The 16,985-nt window shown below is 71.6% G+C and carries 13 protein-coding genes; 4 read left to right on the top strand and 9 right to left on the bottom strand.

The window, feature by feature from the left end; all coding sequences use genetic code 11:
* Positions 1–8: 8 nt before the first annotated feature.
* From ACZ45T_RS24210 to nsdA, 3 genes are all read right to left on the bottom strand, one after another.
* On the bottom strand, positions 9–347 hold the full coding sequence (locus ACZ45T_RS24210; RefSeq protein WP_030009357.1) for a P-II family nitrogen regulator: 339 nt from the start codon (positions 345–347) through the stop codon (positions 9–11).
* A complete protein-coding gene (locus ACZ45T_RS24205; RefSeq protein WP_468444592.1) occupies positions 344–1,687 on the bottom strand; it encodes an ammonium transporter in 1,344 nt (447 codons plus the stop codon). The genes ACZ45T_RS24210 and ACZ45T_RS24205 overlap by 4 nt, the downstream gene beginning before the upstream one ends.
* Positions 1,688–2,004: 317 nt before the next feature.
* Complete coding sequence (gene nsdA, locus ACZ45T_RS24200; protein ID WP_468444590.1) at positions 2,005–3,522, bottom strand: transcriptional repressor NsdA; 1,518 nt, start codon at positions 3,520–3,522, stop codon at positions 2,005–2,007.
* A gap of 430 nt (positions 3,523–3,952) precedes the next feature.
* On the opposite strand from nsdA, the gene ACZ45T_RS24195 reads away from it, so the two are divergent.
* Positions 3,953–4,621 carry a bifunctional DNA primase/polymerase gene (locus tag ACZ45T_RS24195; protein ID WP_468444588.1) on the top strand — a complete coding sequence of 223 codons (669 nt, stop codon included), beginning with the start codon at positions 3,953–3,955 and terminating at the stop codon, positions 4,619–4,621.
* Positions 4,622–4,708: 87 nt separating this feature from the next.
* Here the strand turns inward: ACZ45T_RS24195 and ftsY are convergent, their stop codons facing one another.
* Positions 4,709–5,914 carry a signal recognition particle-docking protein FtsY gene (gene ftsY / locus ACZ45T_RS24190; protein ID WP_468444586.1) on the bottom strand — a complete coding sequence of 402 codons (1,206 nt, stop codon included), beginning with the start codon at positions 5,912–5,914 and terminating at the stop codon, positions 4,709–4,711.
* 142 nt (positions 5,915–6,056) lie between these two features.
* On the opposite strand from ftsY, the gene ACZ45T_RS24185 reads away from it, so the two are divergent.
* Positions 6,057–7,517: a cytosine permease gene (locus tag ACZ45T_RS24185; protein ID WP_468444584.1), complete on the top strand. Its 1,461-nt coding sequence runs from the start codon at positions 6,057–6,059 to the stop codon at positions 7,515–7,517.
* A gap of 63 nt (positions 7,518–7,580) precedes the next feature.
* Positions 7,581–8,567 (top strand): LLM class flavin-dependent oxidoreductase, encoded by a 987-nt coding sequence (locus ACZ45T_RS24180; RefSeq protein ID WP_468444582.1) that lies wholly within the window; start codon positions 7,581–7,583, stop codon positions 8,565–8,567.
* Between the two features lie 41 nt (positions 8,568–8,608).
* Here the strand turns inward: ACZ45T_RS24180 and ACZ45T_RS24175 are convergent, their stop codons facing one another.
* The 4 genes from ACZ45T_RS24175 to ACZ45T_RS24160 all read right to left on the bottom strand — a co-directional run bounded on the left by ACZ45T_RS24175 (position 8,609) and on the right by ACZ45T_RS24160 (position 15,301).
* Entirely contained in the window at positions 8,609–10,042 is a 1,434-nt protein-coding gene (locus ACZ45T_RS24175; protein ID WP_468444580.1) for a sugar porter family MFS transporter, read from the bottom strand.
* A 212-nt stretch (positions 10,043–10,254) separates the two neighbouring features.
* Entirely contained in the window at positions 10,255–14,202 is a 3,948-nt protein-coding gene (locus tag ACZ45T_RS24170; protein ID WP_468444578.1) for an AAA family ATPase, read from the bottom strand.
* A gap of 250 nt (positions 14,203–14,452) precedes the next feature.
* Positions 14,453–14,671: a hypothetical protein gene (locus ACZ45T_RS24165; protein ID WP_030032603.1), complete on the bottom strand. Its 219-nt coding sequence runs from the start codon at positions 14,669–14,671 to the stop codon at positions 14,453–14,455.
* A 348-nt stretch (positions 14,672–15,019) separates the two neighbouring features.
* Positions 15,020–15,301, bottom strand: a complete 282-nt coding sequence (locus ACZ45T_RS24160) for an acylphosphatase (protein ID WP_453371994.1) — start codon at positions 15,299–15,301, stop codon at positions 15,020–15,022.
* Positions 15,302–15,437: 136 nt separating this feature from the next.
* On the opposite strand from ACZ45T_RS24160, the gene ACZ45T_RS24155 reads away from it, so the two are divergent.
* Complete coding sequence (locus tag ACZ45T_RS24155; RefSeq protein ID WP_468444575.1) at positions 15,438–16,298, top strand: CAP domain-containing protein; 861 nt, start codon at positions 15,438–15,440, stop codon at positions 16,296–16,298.
* Positions 16,299–16,353: 55 nt separating this feature from the next.
* Here the strand turns inward: ACZ45T_RS24155 and ACZ45T_RS24150 are convergent, their stop codons facing one another.
* The gene (locus ACZ45T_RS24150) at positions 16,354–16,956 is read right to left on the bottom strand and encodes a flavodoxin family protein (RefSeq protein WP_468444573.1); all 603 of its coding nucleotides are present in this window, start codon (positions 16,954–16,956) and stop codon (positions 16,354–16,356) included.
* Positions 16,957–16,985: the final 29 nt, after the last annotated feature.

Here is a 16,985-nt window from a genome sequence, read left to right as displayed (position 1 = left end):
CCCGTCACCTAGAGCGCGTCAGCGCCGCGCTCGCCGGTGCGGACCCGTACGACCGAGTCCACGGGGACGCTCCACACTTTGCCGTCACCGATCTTGCCGGTGGCCGCCGCGCTCACGATGACCCGGATCAGTTCCTCGGCGTCGGAGTCGTCGACCAGTACCTCGATGCGGATCTTGGGGACGAGGTCGACCTGGTACTCGGCGCCGCGGTACACCTCGGTGTGGCCGCGCTGGCGGCCGTAGCCGCTGGCCTCGGTGACGGTGAGTCCCTGGACCCCGAAGGCCTGGAGGGCTTCCTTGATCTCGTCCAGCTTGTGCGGCTTGACGATCGCGGTGATCAGCTTCATGCGTCAACCTTCTTGCTCGCGGCGGAGGGGGCGGGGACTGCGGTGCTCCGCGAGGCGGCGCCGCCGCCGGCTCCGCTGAAGTCGTAGGCGGTCTCGGCGTGTTCGACCTGGTCGATGCCGGCGACCTCGTCGTCCTCGGTGACCCGCATCCCGATCGTCTTGTCGAGGAGGAGGGCGAGCACCGCCGACGCCACCAGAGAGTAGGCGAGGACGGAGAAGACTCCGATGGCCTGCTTGCCGAGCTGCTCCAGGCCGCCGCCGTAGAAGAGGCCGGCCACGTCGGACTGGACCCCGCCGGTGGCGAAGAGGCCGACGAGCAGGGAGCCGACGACACCGCCCACGAGGTGGACGCCGACCACGTCGAGGGAGTCGTCGAAGCCGAACTTGTACTTCAGGCCCACCGCCATGGCGCAGAGCACACCGGCGATGGCGCCGACCGCGATGGCCCCGAGCGGGCTGACCGCACCGCCGGCGGGGGTGATGGCGACCAGGCCGGCGACGGCGCCGGAGGCCGCGCCGAGGGTGGTGAAGGAGCCGTGGCGCAGCTTCTCGTAGCCCAGCCAGGCGAGCATGGCGGCGGCGGTGGCGACCTGGGTGTTGACGAACATGACCGCGCCGACGCCGTCGTCGTTGCCGAGCCAGGAGCCCGCGTTGAAGCCGAACCAGCCGAACCACAGCAGACCGGCGCCGAGCATCACGAGCGGGAGGCTGTGCGGGCGCATCGGGTCCTTCTTGAAGCCGACGCGCTTGCCGATGACGAGGATCACGCCGAGGGCGGCGGCGCCGGCGTTGATGTGGACGGCGGTGCCGCCCGCGAAGTCGATGACGCCGAGCTCGAAGAGCCAGCCGCCGGCGCCCCAGACCCAGTGGGCGACGGGGAAGTAGACGACGGTGACCCACAGGGCGGTGAACAGGACCCAGGCGCTGAACTTCACGCGGTCGGCGAGGGCGCCGCTGATCAGGGCCGGGGTGATCACGGCGAACATCAGCTGGAAGACGGCGAAGACGTAGACCGGGATGGTGTAGCCGTCCCACAGCTCGGTGATCCCGATGCCGCTGAGTCCCACGTAGTCGGAGTTCCAGCCGATGAGCGAGCCGGAGTCGGTGCCGAAGGCGAGGCTGAAGCCGTAGAGGACCCAGAGGATCGTGACGATCCCGAGGCTGATGAAGCTCATCATCAGCATGTTGAGGCTGCTCTTGACGCGGACCATGCCTCCGTAGAAGAAGGCGAGTCCCGGGGTCATCAGCATGACCAGGGCGGAGCAGATGAGCATGAACCCGGTGTTCGCGGCAGACAGCGTCGGGGCGTCTGCAGCGAGGGTCGTGATGGCTGATGCCATCGGCGTCTCCTCGTCGTCGGTACGTTCGCGTGCGGGCGATCGTGAAAACCTGAGCGGCGTTAAGGGGTCCGGCCTGGTGGGGGGCTGGCCTGGACTGGCCGGTTAATGGCCCTGAGATTCGCGCAGGCCGGTTTCCGGCGGCGCCGCTCGGTGTTTCGTGCCGATGACGAAGCGGTCGGACGTGTTACGCGTCCATGAACGAGTGGTTCATGAAAACCGGCCGCGGCAGTACCCGGAGTGTCCTGGCTGGGGGAGCCTGATCGGGCTTCACGGGGTGACTGCCGCGGCCGGGGCCTAGGGGGCGGCCGCTCGGGCCGTCAGACGGCCTCCGCGGCTTCCGGGAGCCGGGAGGCGAGGTGGTCGGTGAGCCGGACCACCTCGGCGACGTCGCCGTACTCACGGGCGGCGGCGTCGACGGTCTTGCGCAGCCGGGTGTTCACCCGTTCGGACCGCACCTTTCCCGCCACGTCCAGGGCCCGGTCGACGAGGACGGCGGCCTGTTCGGGCTCGCGCTGGAGCAGGTGCACGGTGGCCATGCCGATGAGGTTGAGGGCGTACGAGCGCTGGTGCTCCTCATCCTTCTCGAAGAGCTCGACGGCCCGTTCCATGACCGGCTCGGCGAGGGAGGCGTACGTGGGGCTGCGCCCGGCGACGTAGGCCAGGTCCCGGTACGAGTGGGAGTTCTCGCCGTTCAGCTCCGCCTCGGAGAAGAAGCGGATCCAGTCGGGTTCGGGCTCGCCGCCGAAGCCGACGTCGGAGAAGGTGTCCTCGGCCATCCGCACGGCCCGCTTGCAGCGGCTGGGCTGGCCCATGTTGGCGTACGCGCGGGCCTCCATCGCATACAGCATGGCCTGGGTGCGCGGGCCGGCGCAGTCGCGGCTGCCGTACTGCGCGAGGTGGATCAGTTCCAGCGCGTCCTCGGGGCGGCCCAGGTGGATCATCTGGCGGCTCATGCTGGAGAGGATGTACGAACCGAGCGGCTTGTCCCCGCCCTCCTTGGCGGCGTGCAGCGCGAGGACGAAGTACTTCTGCGCGGTGGGGTGCAGGCCGATGTCGTAGCTCATCCACCCGGCCAGTTCGGCCAGTTCGGCGGCGACCTTGAAGAGCCGCTTCATCACCGGGGCGGGGTGGTCCTCCTGGAGCAGGTCGGTGACCTCGTGGAGCTGGCCCACGACGGCCTTGCGGCGCAGTCCGCCCCCGCACTGGGCGTCCCACTGGCGGAACATGACCGTCGTGTCGTCGAGGAGGTCGAGCTCCGGCGTGGAGAGCCGGGGCGGGCGGTGGCCGCCGAGGGCGCCCGTCGGCCCTCCCCCTCGCTCCGCTGGGGGGACCCCCACCTCCCGTGGTCCCAGGTCGGCGGCCGGGACGGGGACGAGCCAGCGCTGCATGGGCTCGATGAGGGCGGGGCCGGCGGACAGGGCGAGCGAGGTCCCGAGGAAGCCGCGGCGGGCCAGCATCAGGTCGCTGCGGGAGAACTCGCCGAGCAGCTCGACGGTCTGCGGGCCGGCCCAGGGCAGGTCGACGCCGGAGACCGAGGGGGTCTGGTGGGCGGTGCGCAGGCCGAGCTGCTCGATGGCGACGACGGAGCCGAAGCGCTCGGAGAACAGCTCGGAGAGGATGCGCGGGACGGGCTCGCGGGGCTGTTCGCCGTCGAGCCAGCGGCGCACCCGGGAGGTGTCCGTGCTGATGTGGTGCGCGCCCATCTGACGCGCGCGGCGGTTGACCTGACGGGCGAGTTCGCCCTTGGACCAACCGCTGCGGACGAACCACGAGGTCAGCTGATCGTTGCGCGCAGCAGCGTCCTCGATCGTTCCGCTTGCGCCGTTGCCGCTCACTGGAACGCCCCCATCCGCTCAGCCTCTTCCTCACGAAACCCTGGCTCGGGCGCCGGGCGCCGCCACGGACCTTCACAGGTCCTTCACGTATTGCCTCCGGCATACCCACGGATGGGTTTGCCTTCGGGCTTCGTGTACCGAAAGTAATCCTACGATCACCCCTTCGGCGAGGTCGACTCCAGAAACGCCACCATTCGCCACCCCTTCGAATGAACTCGCCACCGGCCAGGCGCGATTCACTTGACACCAAGGTGAAAACGGATTGGTTGGACTGGAGTGCGCTCGGGGCGCGCGCGGCGAGGAGTGCGCCGGGCAGCGGAGGGACACCGGGCGGACCGCCGTCAGCCGGGGCCACCTCCCCGCAGCAGCCGGGGAGTCCGGCCGACTTCGTAACCACCGGCGCGTCCGACCCGTTGGAGGGGGCATGGGCATGGGCTTCACGATCGGCGGCAGCCGCAGCACCAAGGAGTTCCGTTCCGGCATCCGGCGCCGCGGCCGGACCTCGGACTGCACGACGGTGGCGGAGTACACCGGGCTGTGGGGCTGGGACGTGGTCCCCGGTGCCCGCGCCGCGGCGCCCACCCGCGACTGCTCCTGCGGTGACGCGCGGTGCGCGGCCCCCGGGGCGCACCCACTGCCCTTCGCCCCCACGGTCAAGGCCGGGGCCACCCTGGACGAGGTCACCGAGGCCTGGGGCGAGTACCCGGGCGCGGCGGTGCTGCTGCCCGTGGGCAGCGTCTTCGACGTCATCGAGGTCGCCGAGGAGGCCGGGCGCCGCGCGCTGGTGCGGCTGGAGCGGATGGGCCTGCCGCTGGGGCCGGTCATCGTGACCCCGGACGGCCGGGCCCAGTTCTTCGTGGCCCCGGGCGCCGCGGCCGAGCTGCCGCAGCTGCTGTACCGGATGGGCTGGGACGACGCGGACCTCGACCTGCGGGCGCTGGGCCCGGGGGACTTCGTCACGGCCCCGCCCTCCGACCGGGCCGGGCTCGGCCAGGTGGCCTGGCTGCGGCCGCCCGCGCTCGACTCCGCCGGGGGCCCGCCGCAGGCCCGGCTGCTGCTGGGCACCCTCGCCTACCTCTGCCACCGCTTCCGCCGGTAGCCCCGTACGCGTGACGGTGCCCCCGCGTTCCGGTGGGAAAGCGGGGGCACTGGTGTCCGTTCAGGCTGCGCTCGGTCGAGGCTGCGCTCAGTCGCCGATCAGGGCGTCCACGAACGCCTCCGGCTCGAACGGGGCCAGGTCGTCCGGGCCCTCGCCGAGGCCGATGAGCTTGACCGGGACGCCCAGTTCGCGCTGGACGGCGACGACGATGCCGCCCTTGGCCGTGCCGTCGAGCTTCGTCAGCACGATGCCGGTGATGTCCACGACCTCGGCGAAGACCCGGGCCTGGGTCAGGCCGTTCTGCCCGGTGGTGGCGTCCAGGACCAGCAGGATCTCGTCCAGCGGGCCGTGCTTCTCCACGACGCGCTTGACCTTGCCGAGCTCGTCCATGAGGCCGGTCTTGGTGTGCAGGCGGCCGGCGGTGTCGATGAGCACCACGTCGGCGCCCTCGGCGATGCCCTCCTTGACCGCGTCGTAGGCGATCGAGGCCGGGTCGCCGCCCTCGGGGCCGCGCACGGTACGGGCGCCGACGCGGTCGCCCCAGGTCTGGAGCTGGTCGGCGGCGGCGGCACGGAAGGTGTCGGCCGCGCCGAGCACCACGCTGCGGCCGTCGGCGACGAGCACCCGGGCCAGCTTGCCGGTGGTGGTGGTCTTGCCGGTGCCGTTGACTCCGACGACCATGATCACGCCGGGGGTGTCCTCGCCGCTCTCCGTCTTCACGGCGCGGTCGAAGTCGGTGCCGACCAGGGTCAGCAGTTCCTCCTTGAGCAGGGCGCGCAGGTCCGCCGGGGTGCGGGTGCCGAGCACCTTGACCCGCTCGCGGAGCCGGTCGACGAGCTCCTGGGTCGGCACGACACCCACGTCGGCGATGAGGAGGGTCTCCTCGATCTCCTCCCAGGTGTCCTCGTCGAGGTGCTCCCGCGAGAGCAGCGTGAGCAGCCCCTTGCCGAGGGAGTTCTGCGACCGGGCGAGCCGGGCGCGCAGCCGGACCAGGCGCCCGGCGGTGGGCTCGGGCACCTCGATCTCGGGCGCGGCCGGGACCTCGGGCTCGACCGGCGCCTCTACGGGGGCCGCGGCCTCCGGGAGCGCGACCTCCTCGATCGTGCGGCGCGGCTCTTCCGCCGTCTCTACGGCGTCCTCCCCCACCTGCGGTTCGGCAGGCGGGGCAGTGATGGTCGGCGTGCTCGACGGTGCCGGGGGCAGCTGCTTCTTCTTGCGGCTGCTGACCACGAGCCCGCTGATCACGCCGACCGCGACCAGGGCGATGACTACAGCAAGGATGAGGATGTCCATAACCCCACCAGTATCGGCCACGGGCGGCCCGGACCTTGGACCTCGGCCGTTCACACCGGGACGTAAGACTCTATTTGTGGTTTTAGCGGTAAATCTATGATGATGGGCGACTCCCCCGCACCCTCCCCCACGGAGCCATCCCATGCCTGCCGAGCCCGCCGACGGCGGAAACGAAACCGCTGTCGAGACCCGCGGCCTGGAGCCCGTCCCGGACAGTGAGCGCGGCGGCCGGGTCCGCGAGCTCGTCCCCACCTGGGTCGCCGCCAACATCAGCGTGCTGCTGCTGACCATGGGGGCGGGCCTGGTGATCTTCAACAAGCTGAACATCTGGCAGGTGCTCGTCGTCGCGATCGCCGCGCCGGTGCTCTCGTACGGGATCGTCGGCCTGATCTCGATCGCCGGAAAGCGCGGTGGCGCTCCGGGCATGGCCCTCTCGCGGGCCGTGTTCGGACAGCGCGGGAACCTCTTCCCGGGCGCCCTGATCTGGGTGGCCCGGTGGGGCTGGGAGACCATCAACGCGGTCAGCGGCGCCTATGCCGTCCTGACGGTGCTCGACCTCCTCTTCGGCATCAAGAGCAACACCGCCCTCATCGTGGTCACCCTGCTCTTCTTCGTGGGCTGCACCTTCGTGGTCTCGGGCCTCGGCATCAAGGCGCTGCGCGTCTGCTCGAAGTGGTCCACCTACCTATTCGGCGCCTTCAGCGTGCTGGTCCTCGCGTACCTGGTCTTCACCACCGACTGGTCCGCCGTCTTCGGCAAGCCGGCCGGCTCCACCGCGATGATGGTCGCGGGCATCGGCACCATCGCGGCCGGCGGCATCAGCTGGGTGCCCTCGGGCCCCGACTTCACCCGCTACCTGCCGCGCACCGCCTCCTCCAAGGGCATGGTCGGCGCGACGATCGGCGGCGCCGGCGTGGTCGTGCTGCCGATGGTCCTGATGGGCGCGGTCATGGCGGTCGGCACCCCGGACCTGGCCACCGCCCAGGACCCGGTCTCCTTCATCGGCGAGCTGCTGCCGATCTGGCTCGCCGTCCCGTACCTGCTCATCGCACTGGTCGGCATGCTGCTGATCAACTCGATGTCCATGTACTCGGCCGGCTTCACCGCGCAGACCCTCGGCATCAAGGTCCCGCGCGCCTGGGCGGTCAGCGTCAACGCGATCATCAGCCTGGTCTTCGGCTTCCTGCTGATGGTGGTCGCGACGAGCTTCTTCGGCTCCTTCATCTCCTTCCTGACCCTGCTGGCCGTCGCCTTCTCCGCGTGGATCGGCGTCTTCGGCGTGGACATGCTGCGCCGCAGGACCTACGACGGCCCCGCGCTGCTGGACACCACGCGGACCAGCGCCTACTGGTACAAGGGCGGTTTCGCCTGGCAGGCCATGACCGCGTGGGCCCTCGCCCTGGTGGTGGGGCTGCTGTTCACCAAGGTCGACTGGTTCGCCGGGCCGCTCGCCACCACGTGGATCGGGCAGAACGGCCTCGGCTGGGCGGCCGGCATCCTGACCTCGGGCCTGCTGTACGCCGTACTGCCGCGCACGGCGCCCGCGGAGCCGGCTCCCGCCGCGGCGGAGGAGCCCGAGCTCGCCGGACACCTGTCCAACTGACGCCACGTCAGCTAACGTCCCCCTTCGCCGCACACCCACATCCCGGCGAAGGGGGACTTCTCCATGCCCATCACCGTGGCCCGGTTCAATCTCGTCGACCCGAACGGCACCCCCGAGTCCCTCTCCGCCCGCTACAAGGCGGCGCTGGAGATGGCCCGGTACGCGGACGACCGCGGGATCGACACCATCCAGACCGAGGAGCACCACGGCACCGCCAACAACTGGCTGCCCTCCCCCTTCGCCTTCGCGGGCGCGGTCTTCGGCGCCACCCGCCGGATCGCGGTCACCGTCTCGGCGATCATCGGCCCGCTGTACGACCCGTTGAAGGTGGCCGAGGACATCGCCGTCCTCGACCTGCTGAGCGGCGGCCGCCTGGTCACCGTCGCGGGCATCGGCTACCGGCCCGAGGAGTACGAGCAGCACGGCGTGGAGTGGGGCCGGCGCGGGAAGCTCCAGGACGAGCTGCTGGAGACCCTGCTGAAGGCGTGGACCGGCGAACCCTTCGCCTTCCGCGGCCGCACGGTACGGGTCACCCCGACGCCGTTCACGCAGCCCCACCCGCTGCTCCTGGTCGGCGGCAGCTCCGAGGCGGCGGCCCGCCGCGCGGCCCGGCTCGGGCTGCCCTTCTTCCCCAGCGCGCACCTGCCCGAGCTGGAGGCGTACTACCACGCGAAGCTCGCCGAGTACGGCACGGAGGGCTTCTGCATGATGCCGGCGGCCGAGACCCCGCTGCTGCACATCGCGGAGGACCCGGACCGGGTCTGGGCCGAGCACGGCGAGCACTTCCTGCACGAGGCGGGCATGTACGCGTCCTGGCAGTCCAAGGACATCCGCAGCGCCGTACGGTCGGCCGCGCGCTCGGTGGCGGAACTGCGCGCGGAGGGCGTGTACCGGATCCTCACCCCGGACGAGGCGGTCGCGTACGGCCGGGGCGCCGGCGAGGCGGGGAACCTGGTCCTGCACCCGCTGTGCGGCGGGATGCCCCTGGACGAGGGCTGGCGCAGCCTGCACCTGCTGTGCGAACAGGTACTGCCCCGGCTCAAGGACTGAGCCGGGGCAGTATCGAGGAGAAGGGGTGTTGGCGGGGGTGGTTACCCCATCTCCTCCAGCGCCTTGCCCTTGGTCTCCGGCACCCACTTGAGGATGAAGGGGATCGAGAGCAGGGCGAAGACCGTGTAGATGACGTACGCGCCGGACAGGTTCCAGTCCGAGAGCGTCGGGAACGAGACGGTGATGACCCAGTTGGCGACCCACTGGGCCGCGGCGGCGACACCGAGCGCGGCGGCCCGGATGCGGTTGGGGAACATCTCGCCGAGCAGCACCCAGACCACCACGCCCCAGGACAGGGCGAAGAAGAGCACGAAGGAGTGCGCGGCGATCAGCGCGATCGTGCCCTGGGTGTCGGGCATGTGGATGGCGTCGCCCGTGCCCTCCTTGTACGAGAACGCCCACGCGGCGAGGCCGAGGGAGACGGCCATGCCCGCGGAGCCGATGAGGGCGAGCGGCTTGCGGCCGATCCGGTCCACGAAGATCATCGCGATCACCGTGCCGATGATGTTGATGATCGACGTGGTGAAGGAGTACAGGAACGAGCTGGTCGGGTCGATGCCGACGGACTGCCACAGCGAGGAGCTGTAGTAGAAGATCACGTTGATGCCGACGAGCTGCTGGAAGACGGAGAGGCCGATGCCGATCCAGACGATGGGCAGCAGGCCGAAGCGGCCGCCGAGCAGGTCCTTGAAGGTGGACTTGTGCTCGGAGCGCATCGCCAGCTCGATCTCGGCGACGCGGCCGTCGAGGTCGGTGTGCGCGCCCTCGACCTCGCTCAGCACCTTCTTGGCGTCGTCGGTGCGGCCGACGGAGATCAGGAAGCGGGGGGACTCCGGGATGACGAAGGACATCAGCCCGTAGAGCACGGCCGGGACGACCATGACGCCGAGCATCCACTGCCAGGCCTCCAGGCCGGCGAGCGTGCCGCGCTGGTCGCCGTCGGCGAGGTTCAGGATGCCCCAGTTGACGAGCTGGGAGATGGCGATGCCGATGACGATGGCGGCCTGCTGGAAGGAGGCGAGCCGGCCGCGGTAGGCGGGCGGGGACACCTCGGCGATGTAGGCGGGGCCGATGACGGAGGCCATGCCGATGCCGAAGCCGCCGATCACGCGCCACAGGGCGAGGTCCCACAGGGCGAAGGGGAGGGCCGAGCCGACGGCGCTCGCCGTGAAGAGGGCGGCGGCGATCTGCATGCAGCGGATCCGGCCGATCCGGTCGGCGAGGCGGCCCGCGGTCGCCGCACCGAGCGCGCAGCCGATCAGCGCGGCGGCGATCACCTGGGCGAGCGCCTCCGAGCCGACCTCGAACCGGTCGCGGATCGCGACGACGGCGCCGTTGATCACGGAGCTGTCGTACCCGAAGAGGAAGCCGCCCATGGCCGCGGCCGCGGTGATGAAGATGACGTGGCCGAGGTGGTCGGGGTGCGGCTTGGATCCGCCGCCGGGCGCCGGCGCCTGCGCTGTGCTGCTGGTCAAGGTGTGCTCCGTGGGGGGGTTCGTCCGTCCTCCCAGTGGCGCACAGGTCAAGATCGGGCACCACTCGAAGACCGGGGACAGCGGAGCGAGCCTATGCGTTCATTTCCTGAAGTCAATACCTGGCGTGAAGTTCACGTGACGCGAGGGGCGGCTCTCCTGAATTCACTTCTTGAAGTGGTGTGGGCTGTCGGGGAGTGTCGAGGCCGTCGCCGTCAGCGGAGGCGCTGACTGATGACCTTGGAGACCCCGTCTCCCTGCATCGACACGCCGTAGAGCGCGTCGGCGACCTCCATCGTCCGCTTCTGGTGCGTGATGACGATCAGCTGCGAGCTCTCCTGGAGCTCCTCCATGATCCGGATCAGCCGCTGCAGGTTGGTGTCGTCGAGCGCGGCCTCGACCTCGTCCATCACGTAGAACGGGCTGGGGCGCGCCTTGAAGATGGACACCAGCAGGGCCACGGCGGTCAGCGAGCGCTCGCCGCCGGACAGCAGCGACAGCCGCTTGACCTTCTTGCCCGGCGGGCGGGCCTCCACGTCGACGCCGGTGGTCAGCATGTTGTCGGGGTCGGTCAGGATCAGCCGGCCCTCGCCGCCGGGGAACAGCCGCGAGAACACCCCCTCGAACTCCCGGGCCGTGTCCCGGTACGCCTCGGTGAAGACCTGCTCGACGCGCTCGTCGACCTCCTTCACCACTTGAAGGAGGTCGGCCCGGGTCTTACGGAGATCCTCCAGCTGCTCGCTGAGGAACTGGTGGCGCTCCTCCAGCGCCGCGAACTCCTCCAGCGCGAGCGGGTTGACCTTGCCGAGCTGCTGGTAGGCGCGCTCGGCCGCCCTGAGCCGCTTCTCCTGCTGGGCCCGCACGAAGGGACCGGGCCGGTTGCGGGGGTGCTCCGGATCCTCGGGCCCCACGGTGGAGCCGCTCATGTCCGGGGCCTCGCCGTCCGCGGACGGGGACGGGGGAACCGGCTGGTCGGGCCCGTACTCGGCGACGAGCCCGGCGGCCTCCATGCCGAACTCCTCCAGCGCCTTGGTCTCCAGCGCCTCGATGCGCAGCCGCTGCTCGGCGCCGAGCACCTCGCCGCGGTGGACGGAGTCGGTGAGCTTGTCGAGCTCCCCCTTCAGCTCGCGCCCGTGGTTCCTCGCCTCGCCGAGCTCCCGCTCGCGCAGGCCCTTGGCGTGTTCGGCCAGGGCGCGCTCCTCCTCGGACCTGCGGAGCGAGACCTCCACGTGCGCGAGGAGCTGCCGAGAGCCGTCGGCCACCGCCCTGGCCACCTCCGCCTCGTGCCGCAGCCGTGCCCGGCGCCGCTCGGCGCGGGCCCGGGCCTCGCGCTCGGCCCTGGCCGCGCGGTCGAGGGAATCCGCGCGTCCGGCCAGCCCCTTGACCCGCTCCTCATGGGTCCTGAGCTGCAGCCGGGCCTCCATCTCGGTCTGCCGGGCGTTGGCCCCGTCGGCCGCGAGCCGATCCCGCCGGGAGCTGTCCGGCTCCTCCTCCGCCGGCATCTCCTCGGCGGTCGCGAGTCTTTCCGCGCACTCCGCTACGTCGGCCAGCGCCTGCTCCAGCGCGTCCTGTGCCTTGGCTGCGGCGGCGGCGCCGCGCTCGGCTTCGCCGGCGGCCCCCTTCGCCTGCCCGGCGAGCCGCCCGAGCTGCTGGGCGACCCCGGCCCGGGCCCGTTCCGCGGCGCGCCGCCGCTCGGCGAGCTCCTCGACCCGGGCGGCCACGTCCTGCCGCCTCGTGCGGGCGGCCGCCTGGGCCTCGTCCAGCTCCTGGCAGCGCACGCCCAACCGGGCCAGCTCCCCCGCCGCCTCGTCGACGGCGGCCTGCACCTCGATCAGGCTGGGCGCGCCCGCGGAGCCGCCGTGCGCGAGGTGCGCGCCGAGCACGTCCCCCTCCAGGGTCACGGCCACCACGTCGGGCCGTTGTGCGACGAGCGCCTGGGCCTCGTCGAGGGTTCCCACCACGACGTGGTCGCGCAGCACCCAGCCGACGGCTCGCCGCGCCTCGGCGTCCCCGCCGACCAGGGTGGCGGCGGGGACGCCGGTGGCTTCACCCGCGGGTCCACTGCCGGGGCTCCGCCCCGGACCCCGCTCCTCAAACGCCGGAGGGGCTGGATGGTGCGGAGCCCGGTCGCCGGGAGCGGCGGGGTGCGGGAAGGCTCCCCCGCCGGGGCCCGCGGTCGACGGCCCGTCCCCAGCCGGGGTCTCTGTGACCGCCGCCGACACAGGACTCGGGCTGCGCCCCGCCAGGGCGGCCGACCCCGCGTGCTCGGCGGCCGACAGCCCGGCGGAAGCCGAACCCTCCGCAGCCGCGACCGACATGGGACCCGAACTTTGCCCTGGCAGGTCAGCCGACGCTGCACGGTCCGAGGCCTGCCCCGGCAGGGCAGTCGACCCGGCGGGGGCCAGAGCCTGGCCCGGGAGGGGAGGCGGGCCGGTGGGGGGTGTGGGGTGGGGCGGGGTGATCAGGAGGGTGGCGCGGCCGGCGTCCGTGGTGCGGAGGTGGCGGATCGCCTCGGCCGCCGCCCCCGGGGAGGCCACCGCCAGCGCGTCCGCCGCCGAGCCCAGCGCCGCGGCCACGGCCGCTTCGTATCCCGGGGTCACCGACAGCCGCTCCGCCGCCGGTCCCAGCAGCCCCGCCAGCCGCTCCCGTGCCGCGAGCAGCGCCCCCGTACCGTCCTTGCGGCGCAGCCCCAGCGCCAGCGCGTCCCGTCGCGCCGACACCGCCGCCCGCGAGCGCTCGGCCGCGGACAGGGCGTCCCGCGCGGCCGACAGGCCCGCCTCCGCCGCCGTCAGCTCCGCCCGCGCGGCCTCGTGGTCGGCGTCCGCCGACGGGTCGTCGAGCCCGCCGACCTCGTCCGCCAGCGCCTCGTACTCGGCCTGCGCCGCAGCGGCCCGTACCTCCGCCTCGTCCCGCGCCGCGACGAGCCGGTCGATCTCGGCCTGGGCCGCACCCGCCCGGGAGCGGGCCGCGCCGAGGCGCCCGGTCAGCCGGGCCAGTCCCTCGCGCCGGTCGGCGATGGCCCGGGCGGCGTCCCGCAGCCGCCGCTCCTCCTCGGCCAGCGCCCGCTCCAGCTCGGCCCGGTGCGCGGAGGTGTCCTCCAGGGCGTGCGAGGCCGCCTCCAGAGCCGCCGTCAGTTCCGCCTCCTGCTCGCGGATCCGCTCGGCCTCCCGCTCCATGTCCTCGGGATCACGGCCCCGCCGTTCCTCCTCCACCGGAGCCGTCGCGCTCTTCACCCGCGCGTCCGCCAGGGACGCGGTCCCCCGGACCCGTTCGGCGAGCTGCGACAGCTCGTACCAGGTCTGCTGCGCCCGCTGCAGCCGCGGCGCGAGCTCCCGTACCGCTTCCTCCAGCTCCGCTTCGCGCCGCAGCGCGCCCGCGAGCTGCGCCTCGGCGGCTTCCTTGCGTTCCTTCAGCGCCGCCTCGTCCGCGACCTCCGCGTCGAGCGCGCGTCGCAGTACGACCAGGTCGTCGGCGAGCAGCCGCAGCCGCGCGTCGCGCAGGTCCGCCTGGATCACGGCCGCCCGCCGGGCGACCGCCGCCTGCCGGCCCAGGGGCTTGAGCTGGCGCCGCAGCTCGTCGCCCAGGTCCTGTACGCGCGCCAGATTGGCCTGCATCGCGTCCAGCTTCCGCAGCGCCTTCTCTTTGCGCTTGCGGTGCTTCAGGACGCCCGCCGCTTCCTCGATGAAGGCGCGGCGTCCCATGGGATCGGCGTGCAGTACGGAGTCCAGCTGGCCCTGGCCGACGATGACGTGCATCTCGCGGCCGATGCCGGAGTCGGAGAGCAGTTCCTGGATGTCGAGCAGGCGGCAGGTGTCACCGTTGATCTGGTACTCGCTGCTGCCGCCGCGGAACATGATCCGGGTGATGGTGACTTCGGCGTAGTCGATGGGCAGCGCGCCGTCGGAGTTGTCGATCGTCAGCGACACCTCGGCGCGGCCGAGCGGCGGCCGGCCCGTGGTGCCGGCGAAGATGACGTCTTCCATCTTCCCGCCGCGCAGGGATTTGGCCCCTTGTTCGCCCATGACCCAGGACAGCGCGTCCACCACGTTGGACTTGCCGGAGCCGTTCGGACCCACGACACACGTGATGCCGGGTTCGAAGCGCAGGGTGGTGGCGGAAGCAAAGGATTTGAATCCGCGCAGGGTCAGGGACTTGAGGTGCACGCCGCCGGACTCTACCTTTCGCGTTCTGTTTCACCCATGAAGGTGCAGGGCACAACTGACGCTAAAGGATTCACGCCCCCCACCTGGCCCCCTGGTCCCTCCGCGGCGCGGCGGCCGGGGAGGGACCAGGGGAAGGGCCAGGAGAAGGACCGGGCCAGGGCAGGACCGAGGCAGGGTGCAAGAAAGAAGGGACGCCGGAGCGTCCCTTGCAGATCATGCTGGGCTGGATTCGAGCGACGGGTAGAGCGGATCAGGTGAGCGCAGGCTCCGCCTGGGGTACGTCGATGTCGATGCTGTCCAGCAGCGAGTCTCCGTCGTGCTGAGCGGCGGCCGCGTTCAGCGCGTCATTTTCGGACTGAATCCGTACGAGCTCGGACTCAAGGTCCTGGACGCGCTGCTGAAGCCGTCGCATCTCGGCGAGGAGTCGCGGATCGGAACCGCCGACGTAACCGAGAAGCGCCTTTGCCATGATGGATGGTCCTCCACACTGAGTGACCGACCGAAGCGGTGTGGGTCGTGAGGGAATCGCACCCGCGGATGTCCGACAGCGACTGACAGTCACTGCGCTTACTACTGTCAACACTGCCAAACAGCTCAGGTGCGCGGGGCTTCCAGCGTCTCACCAAAAAGTTTGACGGTCAACACGATCACGCCCCGTATCGGCGGGCACCCCGGCCCTCGCAGCGGGCGTGGAGATCATCCTCATATCCGAGCCTTCCACGGATCGTCCGCGTCGGCAACGCGTCGGCGACGAATGCCCAGTTCCGACCACGTGCGGACGGTCAGAGGTGTGATGAGTGCATGATCAGTCGATCCGTCACCGCATCGCGAACCCGTCGTAGCCACCGCGCGGTGTGCCCCAGATCTCTGTCACCCCGTCCACCCGGCCGGGCGTGTCGGCGGAGCGCAGCCAGTCGAGCAGCCGGTGGCAATTCTCACGTTGACCTTCGGCCACCACCTGTACTCGCCCGTCGTCGAGGTTGAGCGCGAAGCCTACGACTCCCCCGATCTCCAGAGCGTTCTCCCTGGTGAACCATCGGAAGCCCACTCCTTGTACACGGCCGCGCACCCAGGCGGTCAGACGGACATCTTCATTCATGCGTGAACGCTAACGGGGCAAACACTTTCGGGGCACATCGCCCCCTGGCCCCATGGCGTACAGTCGCGCACCAATGAACTCACCCATTTGGGTGAGTAAAGGATGATCTTGATCCGGCAAGGAAGGCACGACTCCGATGGGACGCCACCGACTCCACGCCGCGCCGCGCCGCGGCGGCAAGCGCGGCACCGCCCTGCGCACCGGCCTGCTGGGCGTCTCGGTGGCCGTGGCCCTCGGCACGGCGGCCGTCACCACCGGCATGGTGCCGGTCGGCAGCTCGTTCCCCTATGTAGGCGTCGACGCGACGAGCGCCGGCCGTACGACGGAGGCCAAGGCGAAGCCCTCGCCCAGCCCCGACGGCGCCCTGGAGCAGCAGGGCGGCCTCGCCAACCTGGCCGGCCGCGCCTCCGCGAGTACCGGCGCGGGCTCCGCCTCCCCGTCCCCGTCGGCCTCCCCTTCGCCGTCGGCCTCGCCGAGCCCCTCCGCGTCCGCGTCCGTGTCCGCCTCGCCGAGCGCCTCGCCCTCGGCCGCGCCCGCCCCCTCCACCAAGGCCCCGCAGCGCAGCCCGGCCCCGGCTCCCTCCCGGGTCACCCCCGCGGCCCCGCCGGCCGGGGACGGTCACTCCGCGGAGGAGGCCGCCGTACTCGCCCTGGTGAACCAGGAGCGCGCACAGGCCGGCTGCGGTCCGGTCCGGGCCAATCCGCCGCTCGCGGCGCTGGCCGGAGCCTTCAGCAAGGACATGGCCACCCGCGGCTTCTTCAGCCACACCGACCCCGACGGCAACAGCCCGTGGGACCGCGCCTCCAAGGCCGGCCTCTCGGGTCTCGGCGGCGAGAACATAGCCCGCGGCCAGGGCGACGCCGAGGCCGTGATGAAGGCCTGGATGAACAGCCCGGGCCACAAGGCGAACATTCTCAACTGCGAGTTCCGCACCCTGGGCGTCGGCGCCCACTTCGCCGCCGGCGGCCCCTGGTGGACCCAGGACTTCGGCTTCTAGGGCCCGACTGAACGACGGGCCCTACGCCCGGACGGGACCTACCCCCGGACGGGACCTACGCCGCCAGGGCCGCGCGGCCCGCGATGACGATGCGGGTCTGCTCGGCCACGCGGCGGCCCAGGTGCTCCGCGGTGGCGATGTCGGACTTGTGGACGGCGTCCGCACCCTCGTCGTTGTTGGACTGGGCGGCCGCGCCGGAGAAGAAGCCCAGGCGGTTGAGGTCGTTCTCGGAGGCCGTGCTGGAGTTCCAGCCCGGCTTCAGACCCAGGCTGATCCAGCTCATGCCGTGCTGCGAGGCCAGCGTCTGGAAGTACTGCAGGGTGTTCAGCTTGTCGCCGCTCTTGGAACCGGAGTTCGTGAAGCCGGCGGCCACCTTGTCCTGCCAGACGTCGCCGAACCAGCGCTTCGAGGTGGCCTCGGCGAAGACGTGGAAGGCGCCGGAGGCGGTGCCCATGTAGGTCGGGGAGCCGAAGACGATCGCGTCGGAGGCGTCGAGCAGCTCCCACTGCGCGTCGTCGATCTCGTCGACCTTGATCAGGTGGACGGTCGCGCCGGCGTCGAGGGCGCCGCCCCGGACGGCTTCGGCGATGACCGCGGTGTGGCCGTATCCGGAGTGGTAGGCGATCGAGACGACGGGGGTGTGCGTGGTACCGGACATGGCTGATCTCTCCTCGGAAGAACTCTCGC

This window comes from Streptomyces sp. NPDC030995 (assembly GCF_055571215.1).
This window is presented reverse-complemented; position numbering and strand designations above follow the sequence as displayed.